This window comes from Nonomuraea fuscirosea (assembly GCF_035917475.1).
GTDB lineage: Bacteria > Actinomycetota > Actinomycetes > Streptosporangiales > Streptosporangiaceae > Nonomuraea > Nonomuraea fuscirosea.
Map to the genome: position 1 here is coordinate 9,026,499 of NZ_CP109074.1, position 21,695 is coordinate 9,048,193.

General features: G+C 71.3%; 22 protein-coding genes. 9 read left to right on the forward strand and 13 right to left on the reverse strand.

The window, feature by feature from the left end; translation table 11 throughout:
• Positions 1–149 precede the first annotated feature (149 nt).
• The 3 genes from OIE67_RS41030 to OIE67_RS41040 all read right to left on the reverse strand — a co-directional run bounded on the left by OIE67_RS41030 (position 150) and on the right by OIE67_RS41040 (position 5,247).
• The gene (locus OIE67_RS41030; protein WP_326630650.1) at positions 150–1,154 is read right to left on the reverse strand and encodes a LacI family DNA-binding transcriptional regulator; all 1,005 of its coding nucleotides are present in this window, start codon (positions 1,152–1,154) and stop codon (positions 150–152) included.
• Positions 1,151–3,937 (reverse strand): glycoside hydrolase family 3 C-terminal domain-containing protein, encoded by a 2,787-nt coding sequence (locus OIE67_RS41035; RefSeq protein WP_326630651.1) that lies wholly within the window; start codon positions 3,935–3,937, stop codon positions 1,151–1,153. Before OIE67_RS41035 ends, OIE67_RS41030 begins: the two co-directional genes overlap by 4 nt.
• Before the next feature lie 98 nt (positions 3,938–4,035).
• Positions 4,036–5,247 (reverse strand): ROK family transcriptional regulator, encoded by a 1,212-nt coding sequence (locus tag OIE67_RS41040; protein ID WP_326630653.1) that lies wholly within the window; start codon positions 5,245–5,247, stop codon positions 4,036–4,038.
• 171 nt (positions 5,248–5,418) lie between these two features.
• On the opposite strand from OIE67_RS41040, the gene OIE67_RS41045 reads away from it, so the two are divergent.
• From OIE67_RS41045 to OIE67_RS41055, 3 genes are read left to right on the forward strand one after another with little or no spacing between them, the layout of a single operon-like run.
• Positions 5,419–7,059 (forward strand): extracellular solute-binding protein, encoded by a 1,641-nt coding sequence (locus tag OIE67_RS41045; protein ID WP_326630655.1) that lies wholly within the window; start codon positions 5,419–5,421, stop codon positions 7,057–7,059.
• The gene (locus tag OIE67_RS41050; protein ID WP_407674775.1) at positions 7,056–8,090 is read left to right on the forward strand and encodes an ABC transporter permease; all 1,035 of its coding nucleotides are present in this window, start codon (positions 7,056–7,058) and stop codon (positions 8,088–8,090) included. Before OIE67_RS41045 ends, OIE67_RS41050 begins: the two co-directional genes overlap by 4 nt.
• Complete coding sequence (locus OIE67_RS41055; RefSeq protein ID WP_326630657.1) at positions 8,087–9,010, forward strand: carbohydrate ABC transporter permease; 924 nt, start codon at positions 8,087–8,089, stop codon at positions 9,008–9,010. The genes OIE67_RS41050 and OIE67_RS41055 overlap by 4 nt, the downstream gene beginning before the upstream one ends.
• A gap of 182 nt (positions 9,011–9,192) precedes the next feature.
• Here OIE67_RS41055 and OIE67_RS41060 read toward each other — a convergent pair whose 3' ends face one another.
• A complete protein-coding gene (locus OIE67_RS41060) occupies positions 9,193–9,372 on the reverse strand; it encodes a hypothetical protein (RefSeq protein ID WP_326630659.1) in 180 nt (59 codons plus the stop codon).
• Positions 9,373–9,474: 102 nt separating this feature from the next.
• Here OIE67_RS41060 and OIE67_RS41065 point away from each other — a divergent pair, with 102 nt between their 5' ends.
• The gene (locus tag OIE67_RS41065; RefSeq protein WP_326630660.1) at positions 9,475–9,933 is read left to right on the forward strand and encodes a MarR family winged helix-turn-helix transcriptional regulator; all 459 of its coding nucleotides are present in this window, start codon (positions 9,475–9,477) and stop codon (positions 9,931–9,933) included.
• 44 nt (positions 9,934–9,977) lie between these two features.
• Here the strand turns inward: OIE67_RS41065 and OIE67_RS41070 are convergent, their stop codons facing one another.
• Positions 9,978–10,364, reverse strand: coding sequence for a hypothetical protein (locus OIE67_RS41070; RefSeq protein WP_326630662.1), 387 nt, complete (start codon positions 10,362–10,364; stop codon positions 9,978–9,980).
• A gap of 568 nt (positions 10,365–10,932) precedes the next feature.
• Entirely contained in the window at positions 10,933–11,475 is a 543-nt protein-coding gene (locus OIE67_RS41075) for a hypothetical protein (RefSeq protein WP_326630664.1), read from the reverse strand.
• Between the two features lie 291 nt (positions 11,476–11,766).
• Between OIE67_RS41075 and OIE67_RS41080 the strand changes: the two genes are divergently transcribed.
• Entirely contained in the window at positions 11,767–11,928 is a 162-nt protein-coding gene (locus OIE67_RS41080) for a hypothetical protein (protein WP_181307158.1), read from the forward strand.
• Here the strand turns inward: OIE67_RS41080 and OIE67_RS41085 are convergent.
• The 4 genes from OIE67_RS41085 to OIE67_RS41100 are packed head-to-tail and all read right to left on the reverse strand — an operon-like array spanning position 11,911 to position 15,512.
• Entirely contained in the window at positions 11,911–12,543 is a 633-nt protein-coding gene (locus tag OIE67_RS41085) for a VOC family protein (protein ID WP_326630667.1), read from the reverse strand. The two genes, OIE67_RS41080 and OIE67_RS41085, sit on opposite strands and share 18 nt — an antisense overlap.
• Positions 12,530–13,330, reverse strand: a complete 801-nt coding sequence (locus OIE67_RS41090) for an alpha/beta fold hydrolase (RefSeq protein WP_326630669.1) — start codon at positions 13,328–13,330, stop codon at positions 12,530–12,532. The genes OIE67_RS41085 and OIE67_RS41090 overlap by 14 nt, the downstream gene beginning before the upstream one ends.
• Positions 13,327–14,262 carry a Rieske 2Fe-2S domain-containing protein gene (locus tag OIE67_RS41095; RefSeq protein WP_326630671.1) on the reverse strand — a complete coding sequence of 312 codons (936 nt, stop codon included), beginning with the start codon at positions 14,260–14,262 and terminating at the stop codon, positions 13,327–13,329. Before OIE67_RS41095 ends, OIE67_RS41090 begins: the two co-directional genes overlap by 4 nt.
• A complete protein-coding gene (locus OIE67_RS41100; RefSeq protein WP_326630674.1) occupies positions 14,259–15,512 on the reverse strand; it encodes a flavin monoamine oxidase family protein in 1,254 nt (417 codons plus the stop codon). The genes OIE67_RS41095 and OIE67_RS41100 overlap by 4 nt, the downstream gene beginning before the upstream one ends.
• 51 nt (positions 15,513–15,563) lie before the next feature.
• Between OIE67_RS41100 and OIE67_RS41105 the strand changes: the two genes are divergently transcribed.
• Positions 15,564–16,751 (forward strand): cytochrome P450, encoded by a 1,188-nt coding sequence (locus OIE67_RS41105; RefSeq protein WP_326630676.1) that lies wholly within the window; start codon positions 15,564–15,566, stop codon positions 16,749–16,751.
• Here the strand turns inward: OIE67_RS41105 and OIE67_RS41110 are convergent.
• Genes OIE67_RS41110 through OIE67_RS41120 form a run of 3 tightly spaced genes read right to left on the reverse strand, consistent with a single transcriptional unit; the run spans position 16,744 to position 18,959 of the window.
• Positions 16,744–17,598, reverse strand: coding sequence for an ABC transporter permease (locus OIE67_RS41110; protein WP_106236406.1), 855 nt, complete (start codon positions 17,596–17,598; stop codon positions 16,744–16,746). The two genes, OIE67_RS41105 and OIE67_RS41110, sit on opposite strands and share 8 nt — an antisense overlap.
• On the reverse strand, positions 17,595–18,536 hold the full coding sequence (locus OIE67_RS41115; RefSeq protein WP_326630680.1) for an ABC transporter ATP-binding protein: 942 nt from the start codon (positions 18,534–18,536) through the stop codon (positions 17,595–17,597). Before OIE67_RS41115 ends, OIE67_RS41110 begins: the two co-directional genes overlap by 4 nt.
• Positions 18,537–18,584: 48 nt before the next feature.
• Positions 18,585–18,959 carry a hypothetical protein gene (locus OIE67_RS41120; protein WP_106236403.1) on the reverse strand — a complete coding sequence of 125 codons (375 nt, stop codon included), beginning with the start codon at positions 18,957–18,959 and terminating at the stop codon, positions 18,585–18,587.
• 305 nt (positions 18,960–19,264) lie between these two features.
• Here OIE67_RS41120 and OIE67_RS41125 point away from each other — a divergent pair, with 305 nt between their 5' ends.
• The 3 genes from OIE67_RS41125 to OIE67_RS41135 are packed head-to-tail and all read left to right on the forward strand — an operon-like array spanning position 19,265 to position 21,653.
• Positions 19,265–20,593 (forward strand): cytochrome P450, encoded by a 1,329-nt coding sequence (locus OIE67_RS41125; RefSeq protein WP_326630683.1) that lies wholly within the window; start codon positions 19,265–19,267, stop codon positions 20,591–20,593.
• Entirely contained in the window at positions 20,590–21,471 is an 882-nt protein-coding gene (locus tag OIE67_RS41130; protein WP_106236401.1) for a class I SAM-dependent methyltransferase, read from the forward strand. The genes OIE67_RS41125 and OIE67_RS41130 overlap by 4 nt, the downstream gene beginning before the upstream one ends.
• Positions 21,468–21,653 (forward strand): hypothetical protein, encoded by a 186-nt coding sequence (locus OIE67_RS41135; RefSeq protein ID WP_106236399.1) that lies wholly within the window; start codon positions 21,468–21,470, stop codon positions 21,651–21,653. The genes OIE67_RS41130 and OIE67_RS41135 overlap by 4 nt, the downstream gene beginning before the upstream one ends.
• Positions 21,654–21,695: the final 42 nt, after the last annotated feature.

Below are 21,695 nucleotides of genomic sequence, written 5' to 3' on the forward strand. Positions count from 1 at the left end.
GGAATCTCCCCCTCGCCTCCGCCAGCCTGCCCGTGAAATACGACAGGGAACCACAAACCAGGCAGATTTGACGTACGCTGCGCGTACAGACGATTACCTTCCGTACTTTTGAGGCGAAGGGGTGTTTGCCGCAGCGGGCCCTGGACGGGTCAGGTGCTGGCGCGGACGGCGAGCAGCGGCGTCAGCAGGGTCGACTCGGGCACCGCACGGCCCTCCAGCTTGTCCATGACCAGGCGGACCGCCTCCCTGCCCACCTCCTCCGCCGGGATCAGCACCGAGGTGAGCGGCGGACCGGCCCGTTCGGCGACGTCGTCGGGACAGATCGCCACCACGGCCACGTCGTGCGGCACCCGCCGGTCGAGCTGGCGCAGCGCCGCCAGCACGTGGCTCACCGCCGCCTCGTTGTGCACGACGAGACCGGACAGGCCGGGACGGTCGAGGAGCAGGTCGCGGACGGTCTCGTACACCTCGTCGAACGTCTCCTCGCAGGGCAGCGTCACGCCCTTGAGCCCGTGGGCGTCCAGCGCCCGCGCGAAGCCCTCGCGCGTCCGGGTGGCGAAGCCGGTGCCCCGGTCGTAGACCACCGACGGCGCCCCGAGCAGCGCGATCTCCTCGTGCCCGCGCTCGGCCAGGTGCTCCACGCAGCGCGCCCCCGCCGCGGCGAAGTCGAGGTCCACGCAGGTGAGCCCGGCCGGCTCGGCGGGGAAGCCGATGAGCACGCTCGGCTCGGTCAGCTCGCGCAGCAGCGGCACCCGACGGTCGTCCAGCTCCACGTCCATGAGCACCAGGGCGTCCACCAGCGCGCTGGCCGCCACCCGCCGGATGCCCTCCGGCCCCTCGTCGGCGGTCAGCAGCAGCACGTCGTGGTCGAACCGGCGCGCGGCCGTCACGACGGCGCTGGCGAAGCGCATCAGCACGGGCACGTGCATGCCCGCGCGCAGCGGCAGCACCAGCGCGATCACGTTGGAGCGCTTGCTGGCCAGCGCGCGGGCGCCGGCGTTGGGGTGGTAGCCGAGCGTGCTGATGCTGTCGAGCACCCGCCGCCTGGTGTCGGCCGAGATCGTCCGCTTGCCGCTGAGCACGTACGACACCGTGCTGACGGCCACCCCCGCGTGCTTGGCGACCTGCGCGATCGTCACCGTGCGGCCGCTCAAGCCCCGGCTCCGAAGTCGATCCCGGCCAGCGTCACGCCCTCGTTCTCGAAGACCACGTAGAGATCCTGCACCCCGCCGGCGTCTTCGAGCCAGGCCTCGACGGAGTGGTAACCGTACCGGGCGGTCCTGGGCACCGGGAACGTGGCCAGCGGCGGCCCGTAGAGGGGATCGCCGCGGCGCAGGGTGATCACGCCGCCCTCGGTGCTGCCCGCCCGCGCCACGCAGCGCGTCCGGCCGGTCAGGTCCACCTGCCGGAACAGGATCCAGGCGCCCTCGGCGTCCGAGCGCACGGCGTCGCCGTCCACCCTGGTCTCGTCCACGAAGGTGATCGCGTCGTACTCGTCGTGGCAGGACGCGCGCAGCGGCCCCCGCTGCGGCGGGACGCTCTCGCCCGCGACCTCGAAGCGGGCGCTCAGGCGCAGGTCGGTGGCGCTGCGGCCGACCATGAGCTGGTGCGGCGCGTGCTCCACGACGAACCTGCTCCTGGTGACGTCCCAGAAGGCCAGCTCGGCGACGGGCAGCCGGAGCGTCACCGTACGGCTCTCGCCCGGCTCAAGGCGCACCTTCTCGAACCCGCGCAGGCGGCGCAGCGGCTGCTTGACGCGGGAGCGCTGCTGGTGGGTGTAGAACTGCACGACCTCGACGCCGGCGCGCGGGCCCGTGTTCGTCACCGTGGCCTCGGCCTCCAGGACGTCCTCCGCCAGGCGGACGCGCAGGCCGGCGTAGTCGAAGGTGGTGTAGCTCAGGCCGTGGCCGAACGGGTGCAGGGGAACGCCGCGGAAGTACTGGTAGGTGGCGTCGGAGGCGATGATGTCGTAGTCGAGCAGGTCGGGCAGCTCCCGCTCCGAGCGGTACCAGGTCTGGGTCAGGCGGCCCTCCGGGTCGGCGTCGCCGAACAGCACCTCGGCCAGGGCGTGGCCGTACTCCTGGCCGCCGTGCGCCGACCACAGCACCGCGGGCAGGTCGCGCGCGGTCCAGGTGAGCGGGTAGCCGCTGGTGAGGACCAGCACGGTACGCGGGTTCGCCGCGCGCACGGCCCGCACCACGGCGTCCTGGGCGGGCGCCAGGGCCAGCGTCATGCGGTCCTCGGTCTCGCGCCCGTTGACCAGCGGATGATCGCCGGCCACCACGACCGCGACGTCCGCCTGACCGGCCAGCCCGGCGGCCTCTTCCGTGCCGCTCCTGACCACGTCCATGGCCAGCCAGACGGCCTGGTCGGCGTCGTCCACCAGGCACAGCACGCCGTCGTCCGCGGCGCCGACGTAACAGCCGGTCGAGATGTGGCGCAGGGCGAGCGTGCCGCGCGGGCGCTCCTCCATCCGGAACGTCTGGCGCACCTCCCACCCGTTCGGGCCCGGCTGGTCGTTCACCAGCGTCACGCCGTCCACGGACACGAACCGGCCGGTGGTGACCGAGCGCAGCGCGTACGCGCCCCCGCCCCAGTCGAACAGGTCGAACAGCCCGGCCCGCTCGCCCACGCCGAGCGGCCCGCCGGCCGGGTCGGCGGCGATGGGGCCGGACTCGGCGGTCAGCGTCACCCGGTCCACGGCCTCGCAGAACACGGTCTCGCACCGCTCGGCCAGCCCGGCGCGAGCGGTGACGGCGTAGGGCAGGGTGCCGCTGTACCAGTCCTCCATGAGCGCGTCGCCGAGCTGGCCGATCACGGCGATCCTGGTCACGTCGCGCAGCGGCAGCAGCCCGTCGTTCGCCAGCAGCACGAACGAGCGCCGCGCCGCCTCCCTGGCCAGCGCCTGGTGCTCGGGGCAGTTGACCACGTTGTCGTTGACGTCGTCGTACGGCGTCGCCGGGTCGAACTCGCCCAGCCGGAACCGGATCGACAGCGCGTGCCGCACGGCGGCGTCCACGTCCGCCTCGGCCAGCAGCCCCTGGGCCAGGGCCGCGCGCAGGTGGCCGAGCGTGGCCTCGGCGCGGTCGTCGTCCTGGGTGAAGCTGTCGAGCCCGGCCTTGACCGCGTGCGCGTACGCCTCGGGCAGCGTGTCGTGGTAAGCCTGCGGCGCGATGAGGTTGCCCGGCGCGTACGCGTCGCTGACCACCAGCAGGTCGTCCGGCGCCCAGGCTCGCAGCACCTGCCGGATCAGCGGGCTGAGGTGCGCGGGCCGCCCGTTGACCAGGTTGTACGACGGCATCACGGCCACCGCCACACCCTCCTCGATGGGCGCGCGGAAGGCGGGCAGCTCGTACTCGTGCAGCACCCGCGGCGGCAGGTTGCTGGAGGTCGTGCACCGGTCGGTCTCGTTGTTGTAGCCGAGGAAGTGCTTGAGCGTGGGGGCCGTCCTGAGGATTCCGGGAGCGCTCCCACGATGCCTGTCGAGCCCGCAGAGCCCGCGGGCGTACGCGGCGGCCAGCACGGAGGTCAGCCACGGATCCTCGGAGTAGCCCTCCTCGTTCCGCCCCCACCGGGGGTCGCGCAGCGGGTTGACCACGGGCGCCCACACGTTGAGCCCGGCGCCCGCGGGGTCCTTGTGGTGGAAGGCGAGCACCTCGTCCCCCGTCGCCTCGCCGACCCGGCGGACCAGGTCGCGGTCCCAGGTGGAGGCCAGGCCGACGGCCTGCGGGAACACGGTGGCGGGGCCCAGCCAGGCCAGGCCGTGCAGCGCCTCGGTGCCCGTGCGGAACGCGCCGATGCCCAGCCGCTCCACCGGCGCCTGGTACTGGTGCAGCAGGCCCACCTTCTCCTCAAGGGTCAGCCTGCGCAGGACGTCGTCGATCCGGTCGGAAAGGGGTACCGCCGGGTCACGGAAGGGGGGTTGTTGCATGATCATCCCTCTGAGAGTGTCGAAGCGCTTCGACGACCGGCCTGGGGAAGTTACGCGGGCATTTCGGTGGGTTGACTGAAGGGTGCACGCAGCCGTGACCAAGGTCAAGGGATTCGCGACAATCCCCCGGGCAATCTTCCCGAATCGACGGAGTCGAGCACGCGGGCCGCGCCCCCGAGCGCCGCCGCGTCGTGCCCCAGCGTCGAGGCCACGACCTGGCACCCGCCGGCCTCCTCGGCGATGACCCGGCCGGCCAGCTCGTCGCGGACGGCGGGCAGCAGCCACGGCGCCAGCGGCACGTAGTAGCCGCCGAGAATCACCACCTCGGGGTTGAGCAGGCTGGCCAGCAGAGACACGCCCTGGCCCAGATGGCGGCCGACGGAGTCGAGCGTGGCCAGGGTGCCGGCGTCGCCCGCGCGGGCCAGGCGCACGACCTCCTCGATCTCGACCTGGGTCTCGGCCGGCGACAGGTCCCTGCGCAGCACGGCGGCGATCCCGGCCATGGCCTCCAGGCAGCCGCGCCGGCCGCAGTGGCAGCGGGGGCCTTCGGGGTCGAGCTGGACGTGGCCGATCTCGCCGCTGAAGCCGCGCCCGCCCTTGCGCAGCCGCCCGTCGAGGATGACGCCCGCGCCGACGCCGAGCTCGCCGGTGAGGTAGACCAGGTCGGAGGCGCCGGCGTGGGCGCCGAAGCGCTGCTCGGCCAGGGCCGCGAGGTTGGCGTCGTTGTCGACCTGGATGGGGAAGCCGGGGTCGCGCAGCGCCTTGGCCAGGTCGCCGCCGAGGTCGGCGTCGCGCCAGCCGAGGCCGGGCGCGATGCGTACGGTGCCCTGCACGTCGACCAGCCCGGGAACGGCCACGGCCAGGCCGAGCACCTGGCGCTCCTCCTTGGCCATGCGCCCGACCACGCGCCTGACGACCGCCCCGACGGCCGCCACGCCCTGGTTGACCGAGTCGCCGGCCGAGAACGAGCGCCGCCAGGTCAGCAGCCGCTCGCCGGCCAGGTCGACGGCCACGGCCGACACGGTGTCGACGTTGATCTCGACGCCGATGGCCGCGTAGGGCGAGCCGTCGAGGACGAGCATCGTGGCCGGCCGGCCGACGCGGTTCTCCGTCAGGCCGGTCTCGCGGACGAGCCGGCGATCGATGAGGTCCGCGACCAGGCTCGACACCGTCGCCTTGTTCAGCCCGGTGGAGGCCGCGATGTCGGCGCGCGAGCAGGGCGCGTGCTCGCGGACGAAGCGCAGCACGACCGCGAGGTTGGTGGCCCGTACGTCGGCGAAGTCGGCCGGCTGAGGCCCGGTCGTAGAAGTGATCAAATCAGCCCCGTTCCCGCCAGGAGGTGACCCCAGCATGCCGCATCGCCGGCTCCCTTCACCAACCTGTGACCATCGTGCTCACTTGTGGGTGCGGTCCCAGTCTACTAATTTGTTTGGTCGGAATACCAACTAATTTAGAGCGGCCATCCCGACAGGGACAGGGGCAGAGCCATGCAGAACTCAACAACCCGACGGGGCTTTCTCGGCCTGGTAGGCGCGAGCGTCCTCGTGGCGGGCTGCGCCGAGAAGAAGGAAGTGTCGAAGGGCACGGCCGTGGCGGCCGACAAGCTCAAGAGCCTGGTGCCCACGAGGACGCCGTTCGAGATCCCCGGGCTCAAGCCGGACCTGCCGGGCAGCGAGTTCGTCCAGCCCGGCTTCCTGACCCGCCCCGCCGAGATGGTGCGGGCCGTCACCACCAAGCCGCTCACCAGCGGCAAGGAGGTGACCGCGATGACGCCGCTGTGGGGCACGGTGCCGCCGGGACTCGGCAACAACTCCTACTACGACACCGTCAACGAGCGGCTCGGCGGCACGGTCCGCTTCAACATCTCCGACGGCAACACCTACGGGCAGAAGCTCAGCACCGTCCTGGCCAGCGGCGACGTGCCGGAGATGGTGATGATCCCCGAGTGGGAGCTGATCAAGATCGGCCACTTCACCGAGGCCGCCAACAAGCTCTTCGCCGACCTGTCCCCCTATCTGGCCGGGGACAAGGCCAAGGAGTTCCCGCTGCTGGCCAACTACGACACCGCCGCCTGGCAGTACGGCGTCTTCGGCGGCGTGCTCCAGGGCATCCCGTGGCAGAACGACCCGTTCCCCTTCGCCACGTTCGTCCGCGACGACATCCTGCGCGAGCTCGGCCTGGAGCACCCCAAGAGCGCGGACGACCTCGTCACGCTCGGCAAGGAGCTCACCGACCCCAGGAAGAAGCGCTGGGCCTACGGCGGCGGCATGGACCAGGAGCTCCAGCGGGCCTTCGGCGCGCCGCGCGAGTGGCGCAAGAAGAGCGACGGCACGCTCGAGTACAAGTACGAGACCCCCGAGTGGGCCGCCGCCATCGAGTTCGCGACCAAGCTCTTCGAGGCCGGCTACATCCATCCGGACGTGGTGGCCAACAAGGACGCCGACAACAAGGCCATCTTCGGCAACGGCGAGATGATCGTCTACCGGGACGGCCTCGGCTCCTGGCACGAGAACATGGGCCGCTTCGGGGCCGACAACCCCGGCTTCAGGCAGATGATCGTCGATCCCTATCCGGCGCACGCGGGCGGCAAGCCGATCATGTGGCGCAACGAGCCCGCCAGCATGTTCGTCTTCATCAAGAAGGGGCTCGGCGACGCCCGCACCCGCGAGCTGCTCGCCCTGTCGAACTGGGCGTCGGGGCCGTTCGGCACCCAGGAGTACGAGCTGGTCACCAACGGCGTCGAGGGCAAGCACTACACGGTCGAGGGCGGCAAGGTGAAGCAGACCGCGCTCGGGCGCAAGGAGGTCGCGCCCACGTACCTGTTCCTGTCGGGCCGCCCCAACGCCAACGCGATGAGCCAGTACGAGGGCCTGGTCCAGGGCCTGTGGGACTGGTCGACCAAGGCGGCGGCGATCCTGGAGGACGACCCGTTCGTCGGCATCCGGGTGGAACGCCCGTCCAAGATGGCCGGGCTGACGGTCCCGACCGAGGACAAGCTGCAGGAGATCTACCGCGGCAAGCGGCCCGTCTCCGAGTGGCCCAAGATCCTCAAGGAGTGGCAGGACGGCGGCGGCAACGAGGCGCGCGAGTTCTACATGAAGGTCGCCCGCGACAACGGGCGGCTGTGAGCCCCCGTGACGTACGCGACGACGCCGCAGCACGTCTCCAGGACGGCGCCGCCATGGGCACGGTGACGACCCGGCCGCCCGCCAGAAGCGGCACGCGCCCCGCTCCCCCGCCGCCCAGGCCCACGTGGCGGGTCAAGCTGCGCAGGGACTGGCCGCTGCTGGTGATGAACCTGCCGATGCTGCTCGTGGTGCTCGCCTTCTGGTGGGTCCCCGCGCTCGGCAACGTGATCGCCTTCCAGGACTACAACCCGTACACCGACGGCATCCTCGGCAGCCCGGTCATCGGCTTCACGAACTTCGCGCTGCTCTTCGAGGACCCGCAGTTCCTGCGCGCGATCACCAACACCCTGTCGATCACCGCCTTCCAGCTCGTCTTCTACTTCCCGCTGCCGATCATGCTGGCGCTGCTGCTCAACAGCCTCGCCTCGGCGAAGCTGCGGGCGTTCGTGCAGGGCGTGGTCTACATGCCGTTCTTCTTCTCCTGGGTGCTGGTCGTGGCCATCTTCCAGCAGATGTTCGGCGGGGCGGGCCTGCTGGCGCAGATCCTGCGGGAGAACGGCCGCGAGGCCGTGGACTGGATGACGAACTCCGACACGTTCATCCTGCTGATCACCTCCCAGACCATCTGGAAGGACGCCGGCTGGGGCGCGATCATCTTCCTGGCCGCGCTCAGCACCATCGACCCCAACCTGTACGAGGCCGCCGCCGTGGACGGGGCCCGCCGCTGGCGGCGCATGTGGCACATCACGCTGCCCGGCCTGCGCCCGGTGATCGTGCTGCTGCTGATCCTGCGGCTGGGCGACGCGCTGAACGTCGGGTTCGAGCAGTTCATGCTGCAGCGCAGCGCCGTGGGCAGCGAGGCGTCCGAGGTGTTCGACACGTTCGTGTACTGGTCGGGGATCCGGACCGGCGACCTCGGCTACGGGGCCGCGGCCGGCCTGTTCAAGGGTCTGGTGGGGCTGCTGCTCATCGTGGCGGCCAACCGGGTGGCGCACGCGTTCGGCGAGCGAGGGGTGTATTCGAAATCATGACGGCACTGACGAGCAGGCCCCGCACCCGCCGGCCGGCCGGGCTGGCGCCCTGGGAGGAGCGTCCGTCGCCGGTCGGCCAAGTCGGCAAGGGCACGCTGGTGACCATCATCGTCGTGGCCGTGCTGGGCCCGCTCTACACGATCGTGCTGACCAGCCTGAGCTCCACCGCCACGGTGACCAGGGCGGGCGGGCTCGTGCTGGTGCCCGACGGGATCACGTTCGAGGCGTACCGGCAGATCTTCTCCGACACGGTGGTCAGCCACGCGGTCATGGTCAGCACCGGCGTGACCGTGGCCGGGACGCTGGTCAGCGCCGGGGTGAGCATCCTGGGCGCGTACTCGCTGTCGCGGCCCGGCTCGTTCCTGCACCGGCCGCTGCTGTTCTGCGTGCTGCTGATGTTCGTCTTCATCCCCGGCATCATCCCCGTGTACCTGATGGTGAGCGGGCTGGGGCTGAAGGACAGCTACTGGTCGCTGATCCTGCCGACGGCCGTGTCGGCGTTCAACGTGGTGGTGCTGCGCTCGTTCTTCATGAGCATCCCCGGGGAGATCCTGGACAGCGCGCGCATCGACGGGGCCGGGGAGTTCCGGATCCTGTTCCGGATCGTGCTGCCCATGTCGAAGGCGGTGACGGCCGTGGTGGCGATGTTCTACGCGGTCGGGTACTGGAACGCGTGGTTCAACGCGATGCTCTACATCGACGACACCAGGAAGTGGCCGCTCGCCCTGATCCTGCGGCAGTACGTGGTCGACTCCAACCCGCTGCCCGCGGCCACGGCCGGCGTGACCGGCGACGCCCCGCCGACCCTGGCGATCAAGATGGCCATCGTGGTGGTGGCGGTCATCCCGGCCCTGATCATCTATCCGTTCGTGCAGCGTCACTTCACCAAGGGCGTGATCGTGGGCGCCGTCAAGGGGTGAGCGCCGCGTCCGCCGGCTGTTCCGTACGAGAGCGGATCTGGACAGGATGAGCGCATGGATGACTGGATGCGGGACTTCGCCGAGTACGTCCGAGAGCTGTTACCCGATGAGCTCGTTCACCGCCCGGACCGTGGCCACGTCCAAGGGCACTGACCGCTCCCGCCGTCCGGGATCGGCCGCGCTCAGGAGTAGAAGTGCATCACGAGCGCCAGGCCGCCGAAGTGGACCAGCACCACGATCACCAGCAACGAGACGAACACGAACTTGGCCGGACCGTGCTCGAAGTGCTTGCCCTCCTTCAGCGGAGGGAGCTTGGCCTGGCGTTCGGCGATGCGTTCCTCGATCGGCTTGCGGTGAAACACGGGGACGTCCCTTCAGGGGCCGAAGGTTTGCGTACAGAATGTTTGTGGACTATTAGTTAGTACACAAAGTAATTTACCAGATGCCCCCGGAGGTGCCATCGCATGGAGCCTGTGACGGAGACGACAGATCTCCTCGCGCTGGACCGGCAGGTGTGCTTCGCCCTCAGCATCGCCTCCCGCAGCGTGATCGCGCTCTACCGGCCGCTGCTGCAGCCCATGGGCCTGACCCACCCGCAATACCTGGCGATGCTCGCGCTCTGGCAGCACGAGCCGCTCTCGGTCAAAGAGCTGGGCGAGCTGCTCCAGCTCGACCCCGGCACCATGTCCCCGCTGCTCAAACGCCTCCAGGCGCTCGGCTACGTCAACCGCGAGCGCAACAGCCACGACGAGCGCTCGCTCGTCGTGTCCCTCACCCCGGCCGGGCGCGAGCTGCGGGCGCAGGCCGAGAAGATCCCGCCGGCCATCGTCTCCCGCCTCGGCATGGACCTCGAAGAACTGCAGGACCTGCACGCCGCGCTGACCCGCCTGATCAAGGCGGCCCACAGCCCCGACGACAGGTGAGCGGGTACGGCGAGACGTCGCCATACCCGCCCTATGCCCGCGGGTCAGTCGAACAGTTCGTCGCCACTGGTGGCGACGAGCGCCCTTTCGATCCAGGTCTTCAGAGTTTCCTGGTCCGTGCAGGCGAGGATCCGACGCCGCGCTTCGAACGGGGCCTGGATGTTCCGCCCGTCCAGGATCATGAGGACAGCCTTGGCCTCACCCTTCGCCTCGCCGTATTCGACAAGCTCGCGGACGAAAGGGTGGACCATGGCGTCTTCGATGGTCACGTCCATGCCGATCTCCTTGCCGAATTGAGCGAGGTCGAACTTGGGTAGCAGCGCGAATACGAGTTGAGCATAACTCGGCCGGCCCTTCGGCCGCAGAGCCGCGGCCTCGAAGAAGGTACGGAGGACCTCGATGCCCTCCGGGGTCTCGGGGTCGCCGTACATGATGGTGGACAGCGCGGTGAGCTCGGCGTCGTCGCAGGCCTGTTCGATGTCGGTGACTCTAGGATATGGCGAGGCCCCGCGACGATCGGCCGCAACACCCAGTCCGGATGCCCCATGTCGATCGGCTCGGCGCAGTCCTCCGCGGTCTTGTCGTCCTGACAGAAGACCAGAAGCACCACCGGGCACTCCTCGATCGCCCGCAAGGTGCTCAGATAGACGGGCCAGGACCAGGTTTTCCTTTTGTCGTATCGTCGTTGGACTTCCAGCACCACCGCTCGCACCGGTTTGTCCTCTCGATCCAGGAGGACAACGGAGTCCGCCCGGTATTCGGTGGGCCGGCAGTTGGTGAAGTCGGAGGTGCCCAGCCGGGCCCGGTCGAAGGCCGGCACCGCAACGCCCACTTCGGCCAGCAAGGTTGTGACCAGGGACGGGCGGTTACGGACGAGTTCGATGAGGTACTCATGTTCTAATGTCGGCGACATGCCGAACAGATTACCGATTGAGATCGTTCAACTACTCAGAGTTGAACTTTTCTCCGCCTTGGTAGGTAGATGACCGCTTTTCGGAATCAGTAGAGGCGGCGCAGGTCCATCTGGAAGTTCTGCCGCCAGCTCTGCCCGCCGTCGACCGAGGTCTCGCCGATCTCGTGCCAGGCCGTGTCGGTGAACGTCAGCGTGTAGCGGGTGGTGAACGTGGGCGTCTGGAGGCTCCACTCGAACCGGTGGTCGCCGACGACCGGCTCGACGGTGGTGACGAAGCCCCGGGAGAACGCCTCCCAGCGGTACTTCCCCGTGACGTCGTTGTAGTTGATCACGGCGAGCGCGCTGTCCACGATCGTGCGCGGATCGGCCTTGTCCCGCCCCTGTCCCTCGACGGAGATGACCAGGTCACCCGCCTGGTAGCGGATCCACTCCGTCTGCAGGAACTCCTGGCGGGCGCCCGAGGGCAGGATGGTCCAGCCGGTTCCGGCCCAGGCGCCGATCATGAAGGAGAGCCTGCGCATCGCCTCGGCCTGGGATAAGGGCTCACCGGCGGAGGAGGCGGCCGAGGCGGGGGCCGAGGCGAGCAGCAGCAGGAGGCAGGCCAGCGGGATCAACAGGCGTGACTTCATCAGGACGTCTCCATGGTCGGGCGGACGGCTTCGGGCGGACATTTCGGGCGGAGGGCTTCGGTGGACGCTTCGGGCGGGCGGCTGCAAGCGGCGCTGTCGTGGACGTCGCCGCGGACGCTCATCCGCGATTGTCGCCGACGACGTAGTGGCGGGGTCCGATGCGTATGGCCAGATGCCGCGATGCGTAATTCGCGGCGATCCGATGCGTAATTACGGCCGTCCCGCTGGACCTCGGGCGCTGGGCGAGCCGATGCTGGAATCGAGGTCCGTTCTCTCTTCTAAGGAGCGCTCATGGGATTGAACCTCCGGCTGGTCGTCCCCCTGGTCTACGCGGCCGCGGTCGTCGTGGCCTTCCTGATCGGGCAAACGGTGGGCTCGGTGGTCGCCATCGTCGGGGCCATCCTCGTGGCAGCGTTCTTCGTCATCACCGCTCGTTCACGTCAGCGCCAGTAGCGCGCCCCAGGGGTCGTGCACGATCGTCGCGTGGTCGCGACCCGAGGCGATCGTGGCGCCCAGTTCGACGGCCCGCGCGGCCGTCGCCACGCGGTCGGCGGTGGCGAAGAACGTCAGCCAGCACGGGCTCATCCCCTCCGGCGGCGGCATGACCTCGGCCTCGTGCAGCTCGGGGTAGAAGGCCGCGTCGTACGTCCACAGCTCGTGGCCGCACCAGGTGCCCGGCTCGCCCACCAGCACGATCCCGGCCGGCCTGTGCCCCTCCCACAGGCCGAAGGGCGCCCCGCAGGCGTCCAGCGCGAACAGCAGCCGCCCGTCCCGGCCGGCGGGGACCGGGCCGAGGAGCACGCTCCCGCCTCTCTCCTTGACCTCCGCGGCCGCCGCCTGCGCGTCCGGCGTCGCCAGGTAGGTGTTCCACGAGGCCGGCAGCCCGGGGGGCACCCGCCCGAAGCCGCCCACCACCCGGCCGCCGAGCTCGATGAAGGCGTAACCGCCCTCCTCGCGGAACGTCCAGCCGAACAGCTCCCCGTAGAACGCCCGCGCGCCCACCGGATCCAGCGCCCCGTAGTCCACCCAGCACGGCGTGCCCGGCCGGTAGTGCTCATGAATCGGCATGCTGCACCTCCCTCGTCGCCGCCCGCAGGTGGCCGCCGATGACGGGCGCCACGACGGCGGGGCGTTCGATCATGCACAGGTGCCCGGCGTCGGGCACGGTGATCACGCCGCAACCGGGAACGGAGCCGCGCAGCAGCTCCGCGCTCGCCCGGAAGCCCGGCATGTCCTCCTCGCCCACCACGACCAGGGTGCGCGCCCGGATGCCACGCAGATCGTCCACCGTGTGGACGTGCTTGCTCAGGCCGTACATGGAGCCGTCACGCAGCTCGCGCCACGAGTGCCTGGCCACGATCGCGCGCAGCCTGGCGCGCAGCTCGGGATGGCGCTCGGTGCCGCGGAAGATGTCCGGCGGGGCCGCCATCCACACGTCGGCCAGCCGCTCGCCGTCCACGCCCATCCTGGCCAGCCCGGCCAGCGTGCGGTAACGCCCCGCGGTGCCCGGCTCGGCGGGGGCGCCGGCGATGGTCGGCGAGCCGACGACCAGCCCGCGCACGTCGCCGGGATGGTCGATGACCAGTTGCAGGGCGATCATGGAGCCGATCGACTCGGCCACCACCAGCGTGGCCCGCTCGGCGCGGGCCAGCTCCGCCAGCTCCGCCGCCAGCGCGGGCAGCGACGTGCCCGGCCGCAGCGGCCGCGACCGGCCGTGGCCCGGCAGGTCCACGCCGACGTGCCGCCAGCCGGGCAGCAGCCCCCACAGCGGCTCCCAGACCGAGGAGTCCATCGTGTAGCCGTGGATCCACAGCACCGCGGGGCCGTCCCCGTGCGTCCGCACATGCAGGCTCACGACGTCACCCCCGCCGGGGCGAAACCGGCGCAGAAGCGGCGGAAGGCGATCACGGACGTGTCGGCCGCGTCGTAGCGCTGCGGCGCGCGCACGTCCAGGTGGTCCCAGACCACCCGGTCCTGGTCGAAGGCGTAGCGGGCGCCGTGCACGAGCGCGGGCAGCGACTCCTTCTGATCCGGCCGGACGCCGATGACCACCCGCCCCACGCTGCCCGTCCCGTCCGGCACTGCTCCCGTGATGATCGTGTACGGCGCCGCCGCCGTGCCCAGCTCGGTCAGCACCAGGTGCGGGCTGTAGGCGCGGGCCACGAACCGGGAGGCGAAGTTCAGCCGCCGCTCCTTCTCCCACGGCGGCGCCTTGGTCCTGAACTCCCCCTCGATGACCAGCTCGTCGTGCTCCCCCATGCTGACCCGCATGCCCCGCACCGCCGGCACCAGGTGGACGGTGCTGAAGTGCTCGGCGTCGAAGGCGTTCTCGACCACGTACTCGGCCGGGACCGCGACCCGCTGGTTCACCGCCGCGACGAACGTCAGCTCCTCCGCCGCCTGTTTGATCGCCTGCTCGAAGCCCCGGTCGTCGCCCGGGTCGCCGGACAGCCGGGCGAACAGCGCCGCCCCGGCGTGCAGCGTCCGCACCTCGCCCACCGACCAGCGGCGGGACCGGTCGCCGAGCGCGATCCGCTTGCCGTGGAAGGGGCAGACGACGCACTGCCCGTCCAGCTTGCCGCCGTAGCCGAGATGGGCGCCCCGGTGCGGGCAGGTGGCCTCGAACACGCGGACGCCGTCGTCGTCGCGCACCGCGATCAGGTTCACGCCGCCCAGCCTGAGCGGCGTGAGGCCGGGAGCGAGTTCGTCGTCGAGCGCGAGCAGGAACCAGCCGCCGTGCGGGTCTCCGTCGCCCGGCGGGCCTTCTGTCGTGGTCTGTCCGATCACCTCAGTGCTCCGATCAGCTCAGTGGCCGCGCGTTCCCCGCCGGCCATCGCCATGTGCGCCATGGGCGGCCCGGCCAGGCCGGTCGTGGCCTCGCCGGCGAAGAACAACGTCCCGCCCATCGGCTCGGCCCAGGCCGCGGGCGCCCACAGCGCCCCCACCCCCGGGTACGTGTACGCGCCGCCCGCCCACGGATCGGCCCCCCAGTCGGCCACCCGCGCCGACTCCGGCTCCACTCCCCTGGTCCAGGGCAGCGCCCCGGCCAACTGCCGCAGCAGAGCGTTGTCCCGCCAGGCGGCTCTGGCCCGGCCGGCCGCCTCGGCCTTCGCCATGACCACCACCTCGCGGCGTCCGGCCGTGGCGGTGACGAAACCGAGCCGTCCTTCCGGGTCGAAGACCACGACGGACTCGGGTGCGGGCTCCGGGTAGGTGATCAGGGCGCACCAGGCGTCGCCAGGACGCAGCTCGTGGGCCGCCGCCTGCTTGCGTACCGGCAGGTCGTTGATCGCGAGCCTGCCGTCGGCGACGACCGGCGGCGGCACCGTGACCACGGCCGCGACCGCGTCCGCGACGTGGCCGGCGGCGGTGACCGCGCGTACCCGGCCGGGCGACCAGGTCAGGCGGACGACCGGGTCGCCGAGGCGTACCCGCAGGCCGTCCGCCAGCCGCTCGGGCAGCGTGCCGAAGCCGCCGGGCAGGGCGAACTCGCCTCGTCCCACGGCGTCGGCGCGGCGGGCCACGGCCACGCCGAGCGCGCTCAGCGCCTCGGGGCCGGCGGCCCAGTTCTGCCTGAACCACTCGGCGGCCGGCTCCAGCGCGGCGGGAGAGCCCGCCGTCTGCTCCTTCAGCCACTGCGCCACCGGCACGTCCCCGCTCACACCCGCGGAATGCCGCCCCGCCGCACCTGCGGAAGGCCGCGACGTGGCACCCGCCACCAGCCGCTCCTCCAGCAGCGGCGGGGGCGGGCGCAGTGCGGACAGCGGGTGCGGCGCGCCGTCCAGCAGCACTCTGGCGGCGTAGCGGGGCAGCGGCACCAGGGCGGGCATGCCTGGCAGCGCGCCGATCGGGTTCCGGTCGCCGTGCACGACCTGCGCGCCGAGCTCCAGCCCGGACTCCTCGTCGGTGTGGATCCGGCCGCCGATCCGCTGCCTGGCCTCCATCACCTCGACCGCGAGGCCGGCGCCCGCCAGCTTCGCGGCGGCGGCCAGGCCGCTGACGCCCGCACCGATCACGACCACATCGAGCTCTGCCACCGGCCGCTCCTCTGTAGTAGGTTGTCGTCGGCTTGATCACGAGGAGATGCGATGACGGCACCCCGTACGTTGCCCGCCCACCTGGCCCACCCGTTCTCTCCTCGCGGGCGGCTGGATCCGTATCCGGCGTACCGGTGGCTGCGCGAGCACGATCCGGTCCACTTCGACGTCACCTCGCGCATGTGGCTGCTGACCACGCACGCCGACTGCGCGCTGGCGCTGCGCGACCCGCGCTTCTCGGCGGCGCTGGGGCAGCGCGAGCGGGTCAGGGACGACGAGCTGCCGCCGTCGATGCTCACCACCGATCCGCCCGAGCACCAGCGTTTACGGTCGCCCGGGGCGCTGCTGATGGGGCCGGCCGCGATCCGCGGGATCTCCGGCGGCATCGCCGCCGAGATCGAGCACGTGCTGGACGCCCTAGCCGGGCGCGAGCGGATAGAGGCCACGGCCGACATCGGCGAGCCGCTGGCCACCGGCGTGCTGGCCGAGCTGTTCGGGCTGCCGGCCGCCGACCGCGCCGCCTTCGCCGAGCTGTCCGCGCGGGTGTCGGTCAACCTCGACCCGCTGGCTGGGCCGCAGGCCGCCGCGGCGGGCCGGGCCGCGATGGGCGAGCTGACCCGCTTCCTCGGCGACCGCGCCGACGCGGCGGCCGAAGCCGTCCGAACAGCGGCGGGTGGGTCGCCGTTCGGGAGGCTGGCCGCCGACGAGCGGCTGACCAGGACGGAGATGCTCGGGATCGCCGCGCTCACCGTCGTCGGCGGATGGAAGCCGCTGGCCGAGATGGTGGGCAACGCGCTGCACTGGCTGCTGCCCAGGAAGGACACCGCCGAGCAGGTACGCGAGAGCCACGAGGCGGCCATGTCGGCCGTGGACGAGCTGCTGCGCCTGGAGTCGCCGATCCCGTTCACGGCCAGGGTGACCACCGAGGAAGTGCGGCTGGACGGCGGGGTGATCCCGGCGGGGGCCAGGGTGCTGGCCCTGGTCGGAGCGGCCAACCGCGACCCGGCGGTGTTCGCCGAACCCGACGAGCTGATGGTGCTGCGCTCGCCCAACCCGCACCTCGCCTTCGGCGCGGGCACCCATCTCTGCCTCGGCGCCCCGCTGGTCAGGCACGCCGGCGCGGTGCTGCTCGGCGGCCTGCTGACCAGGTATCCGGAGCTGCGTCCCGACGGCGACCCGCCCGTGTGGGCGCCGAGCATGGTGCCGAGGCGGCTGACCGGCTTCACCCTCACTACCTGACGTTCGCGCCGCGCCAGCGGAAGGTCAGCAGACTCAGCAGCAGCGCCGCGGCGCACCACGAGCCCAGCACGACCGCGGTCCTGCCCAGCTCCCACGCGTGCGCGGGCTCCACCACGGCGAAGTCCGCGGGCAGGAACACCGAGCGCAGCCCCTGCGTCATCCACTTCAGCGGAAAGAACGCCGCGATCGTCTGCATCCAGGCGGGCAGCTCGCTGTAGGGGAAGAACACCCCCGAGATGAACTGCAGCACCAGGAACGGCAGCGTCACGATCGCCGCCGCCGACCTGGCGTTCGGGATGACCGCGCTGAACGCCACCGCCAGCAGCGAGCAGGACGCGGCGCCGAGCAGCAGCACCCACGAGAACGTGATCCAGTGGCCGGGGTCCGACGGCATCGGCAGGTGGAACAGCGCCACCCCGACGACCAGCAGGATCGCGGCCTCCAGGACGCCGGTCACGACCACCCGGACGATCTTGCCGACGAAGTACGCGGTCTTCGGCATCGGCGAGGAGGCCAGGCGGCGGATCATGCCGTTGTCCCGCTCGATCGCGATGTTGATCGCCAGGCCGTTGAAGCTGACGCTCATGATGCCGCAGGCGATGATCCCGGCCACGAACATCTGCTTGAAGTCGGTGTGGGTGCCGGGGACCGTACCGGAGAAGATCGAGCCGAGCACCAGCAGCAGCACGATCGGCAGCAGCAGCGTGAAGAACAGCGACTGCCGGTTGCGGAAGAACGACTTCAGCTCCACCGACGAGCGCGCGACCGACGCCCGCCACAGTCCCGAGCCCCCGCCGTACGCGACCGCGCGGCTCTGTCCCGCGACCACCGCGTCCGAGCTGGTCATGACAGTTCCCCCTGGTTCTCGCGGATCAGCTTGAGATAGACGTCCTCCAGCGTGGGCCGGTGGACCCGCAGGTCCCGCAGCTCGCCGACGCCGGCCTCGGCCGCCCACGGCAGCAGCGCGGCCAGGGCCCGCGTGGGCCCGTGGGTGCGCAGCGTGATGACGTCGTCCGTGCGCACGTCCACGGTCGTGTCCGGAGGCAGCTCCGGCAGGCCGGCCGCGCTCAGGCCGCCGGTCGCGGTGAAGCTGACCGTGGCGGGCACCTCGCGCCGTCCGCCGAGCTCACTGACGGCGCCGGTCTCCACGATGGCGCCCGCGACGATGACGGCGGCCCGCTGCGCCAGCGCCTCCACCTCGTCGAGGTAGTGGGTGGTCAGCACGGTCGTCTTGCCCTGGTCGGCGAAGTAGCGCACCAGGTCCCACGCCTCCGCCCGCGCCTCCGGGTCGAGCCCGGTGGTGGGCTCGTCCAGGAAGATCAGGTCGGGGTCGCCGACGACGCCCACGGCCACGTCGAGGCGGCGCAGCTGGCCGCCCGACAGCGTCTGGGCCTGCTTGCGTTCCTGCTTGCCCAGCCCCACCATGCCGATCACCTGGTCGGCGGGCAGCGGCGCCGGGTAGAAGGAGGCGAAGTGCTCGACCACCTCGCGTACGGTCAGGTCGGTGTACGCGCCGGTGGTCTGCGGCACGATGCCGAGCCTGGCGCGCCACCGGGGTGAGTCCTCGGCCGGGTCACGGCCGAGGACCTGGACCTCTCCACCTGTACGCCTGCGCACGCCCTCGAGGATCTCGACCGTCGTCGTCTTGCCGGCGCCGTTGGGGCCGAGTAAGGCGAACACCTCTCCTGGCCGGACGTCCAGGTCCACACCTCGCAGGGTGTGACTGGAGCCGTACTGCTTGCGCAGCCCCCGTACCCGGATCGGGTTCGCCTGATCGTCGGACATGATCTCCTCTTCCTCTCGGGCGTGCGAAGACCTCTGTGGCGGCTCAGGTCAGGTGCAGCAGCAGCACGGGCAGCAGCAGCAGTTGATGTCGACGCCGGCCGCGATCGAGTCGAGGTCGCCCTCGCTCAGCTCGGCCATGTCGATCTGCGGCGTCTCGGGGATGTGGAACTCGTACGTCCCCGTCTCCAGCCCGCGCTCCCACAGGGAGACCTGGACGTCGAGGTTGGAGTCGTGGGCGTTGTCGGGAACGTTGCGCACGACGTTGATCTGGGCGCCCGCGGGAACCTCGAGGCCGGATTCCGCCAGCGCCTCACGCGGGTTGCTGTCGAGCTTGGCCGAGAACTCCTCGCTCGACCACGCGGTGATCAGTACTCGCGTGTAGGCGTTGACGAATTCAGTCCGCTCTCTGGGATTCAGGGCCATTGCGTCCTCCTGGAGCTTTTCCCCATCGGCGCCGGTGCGCCGTCTCGAACGGAGTCTTGCACGCCTATTTCCGGGTGCCCAGACTTAATTTCGGGAGCCATTGATTAAGTATTGAGAGGCCCCAGTTCAAAAGGTACGCTGCAAATGCGCGGACCGGAACCGTACGAATTACATATACGTATTCAGCGGCCGGAAATGCGTATCCGAATATTCGTTTACGTAAGCCATCGGGAGTGCTCATGTCCGGGACGTACGTATCCCCCCGGGTGCCGCCTGGACCGGCGGGGACCCAGAGCTTGAGAGCCATGCGGGACGCGCCGCTGGAGTTCGTCACCGCGATGGCGGCCCACGGGGACGTCACCCGCCACGACGCCGACGGGGAGCCGGTCTACATGCTCAACCGGCCGGATCTGGCCAGGTACGTACTCAAGGAGAACGGCTCCAACTACACCAAGGACCGCACGCCGGACGACGACATGCTGCGCCCGCTGCTCGGCAACGGCCTGCTGACCAGCAACGGCGCCGAGTGGGCGGCGCAGCGGCGCAGGTGCGCGCCGGCCTTCAGGCCCGCCGAGGTCGACCGGTTCGACCAGGTCATCGTGGCGGCCGCGGAGCACCTGGCGGCGCAGTGGCGGGGCGCCGCGTCGGTACGGGTAGACCACGACCTGACCTCGCTCACCCTGACCGTGATCGTGAAGGCCATGCTCGGCACCGACATCGGCGGCGCGGGCGAGGGGTTCGGCCGGGCGGTGGACGCGGTCAACCGGTTCATCGGGCACTACGTACCCAGCGACGACCCCGACCCGGCCGACACGGCCGCGCGCTACCTGGGCTTCCAGCGGGCGCGGACGTTCCTCGACCAGGTGACCCATCTGATCATCGCGGCCCGCCGCGCGGGCGGCGCGGGCGACGACCTGCTCAGCGCCCTGCTCGCCGAAGGCCACCCCCACCCCGAGACCGCACCCGCCGCCGAACCCGATGTCCCGCCCGGGACCTGTCCGGTCACCGGGCCGGGCGGCATCGCCGACGTCGAGTTGCGGGATCAGGTGCTGACCATCGTCATGGCCGGGCACGAGACCACCGCCAAATCCCTGACCTGGACGCTCTACCTGCTCGACCGCCACCCCGAGGCGGCCGCCGCGGTCCGCGCGGAGATCGACGAGGTGCTGGGCGGGCGGGCGCCGACCGCCGCCGACCTGCCGGCGCTGCGCAGGTGCAGGCAGGCCGTGCAGGAGGCGATGCGGCTCTACCCGCCGGTCTGGCTCATCTCGCGGCGCAGCGTGGCGGCCGACGTGATCGACGGCTACGACATCCCGGCCGGATCGCTGGTCTGCGTCAGCCCGTGGGTGCTGCACCGCGACCCGCGCTACTGGGACGACCCCGCCGCCTACCGGCCGGAGCGGTTCGACCCCGAGGCGGCGGCGCGGCACCTCAGTCACCAGTACCTGCCCTTCGGCGGCGGCCCGCGCATCTGCCTGGGACGGCACTTCGCCCTGGTCGAGGCCACGCTCGTGCTCGCCGTCCTGCTGCGTGACCTGCGCATGGAGCTGGTCCCCGAATTCCCCGTCGAGCCGGAGGCCCTGGTCACGCTGCGGCCCAGGCACGGCCTGATGATGGTTCCGAGGCCCCGGTGAGCGCGGCGGCCGCGGCGGGCTCGTACGACGTCGCCAACACCACCTGGGGCGGCGTGGACGGCGAGCTGGCCCGCCTCGAAGCGCAGGCGGCGCTCTCCTTCGAGGAGGAGCTGCGCATCATGCGCGACCTCGGCCTGACCCGCGCCGGGCCGCTGCTGGAGCTGGGCGCCGGCTCGGGCGCGGTCACCCGCAGGCTGCGCGCCGCCGAGCCGGGCCTGGACGTCATCGCGCTGGACGTGGACGCGGGGCTGCTCCGCCACGCGGGCGGCTGCGGCGCGCCGCTCGTGGCCGCCGACGGCGCCCGGCTGCCGCTACGTACGGGAAGCGTCGGCGGCGTACTGCTGCGGTACGTACTGCAGCACCTCACCGACCCCGCCCCGATGCTGGCCGAGGCGATGCGAGTGCTTCGGCCCGGCGGCACCCTCGTCGCCGTCGAGGTCGACAGCATGCTGTGGGGCCTGGCCGATCCGATGTACCCCGAGCTGGCCTCCGTGCACGCCACGATGGCCCAGGCGCAGCGCGGCGCCGGCGGGGACCGTCAGATCGGCAGGAAGCTCACCCGGCTGCTGCGGCGGGAGGGCTTCACCGACGTGGTGCTGCGCCCGTTCGCCGCCACGAACGACACCCATCCCACGGCCGCCTTCGCCCCGCACCTGGGGCCTGAGCGCCTGGTGCCGCTGGTGGCCTCGGGGGCGCTCTCGATGGGCGAGCTGGCCCTGGCGGCCGACCGCTGGCGGCGCTTCCTGGCCGACCCGGACGCCTGGGTCATGCTCCTCGGCTTCGCCGCCGCAGGGACCGCGCCGCACGGCGGCCCGGCCCCCTCAGTACCGGAGACAGTTCCGGAGAAACCCGCAAGGTTCTGGAGGAATGCGCAATGAGTCCGTTCTGGAAGATCTTCGTGGCGATCTTCTGCTACATCAGCGGGATCGTCGGACTCGGCCTGGCGGTGGTCAACGCCAGCCAGCAGCCGCCCGCGACGTCCCTGGCCATCGTGTACGGCGTGGCCGGCCTGCTCTTCCTGGCCGTGGGCATCGTGCTCAGCCGCCGGCCCAGCTACTGAGCGGCCATCGGCAGGGAGGCGCCGTCCGGAGCACCGAGAGGG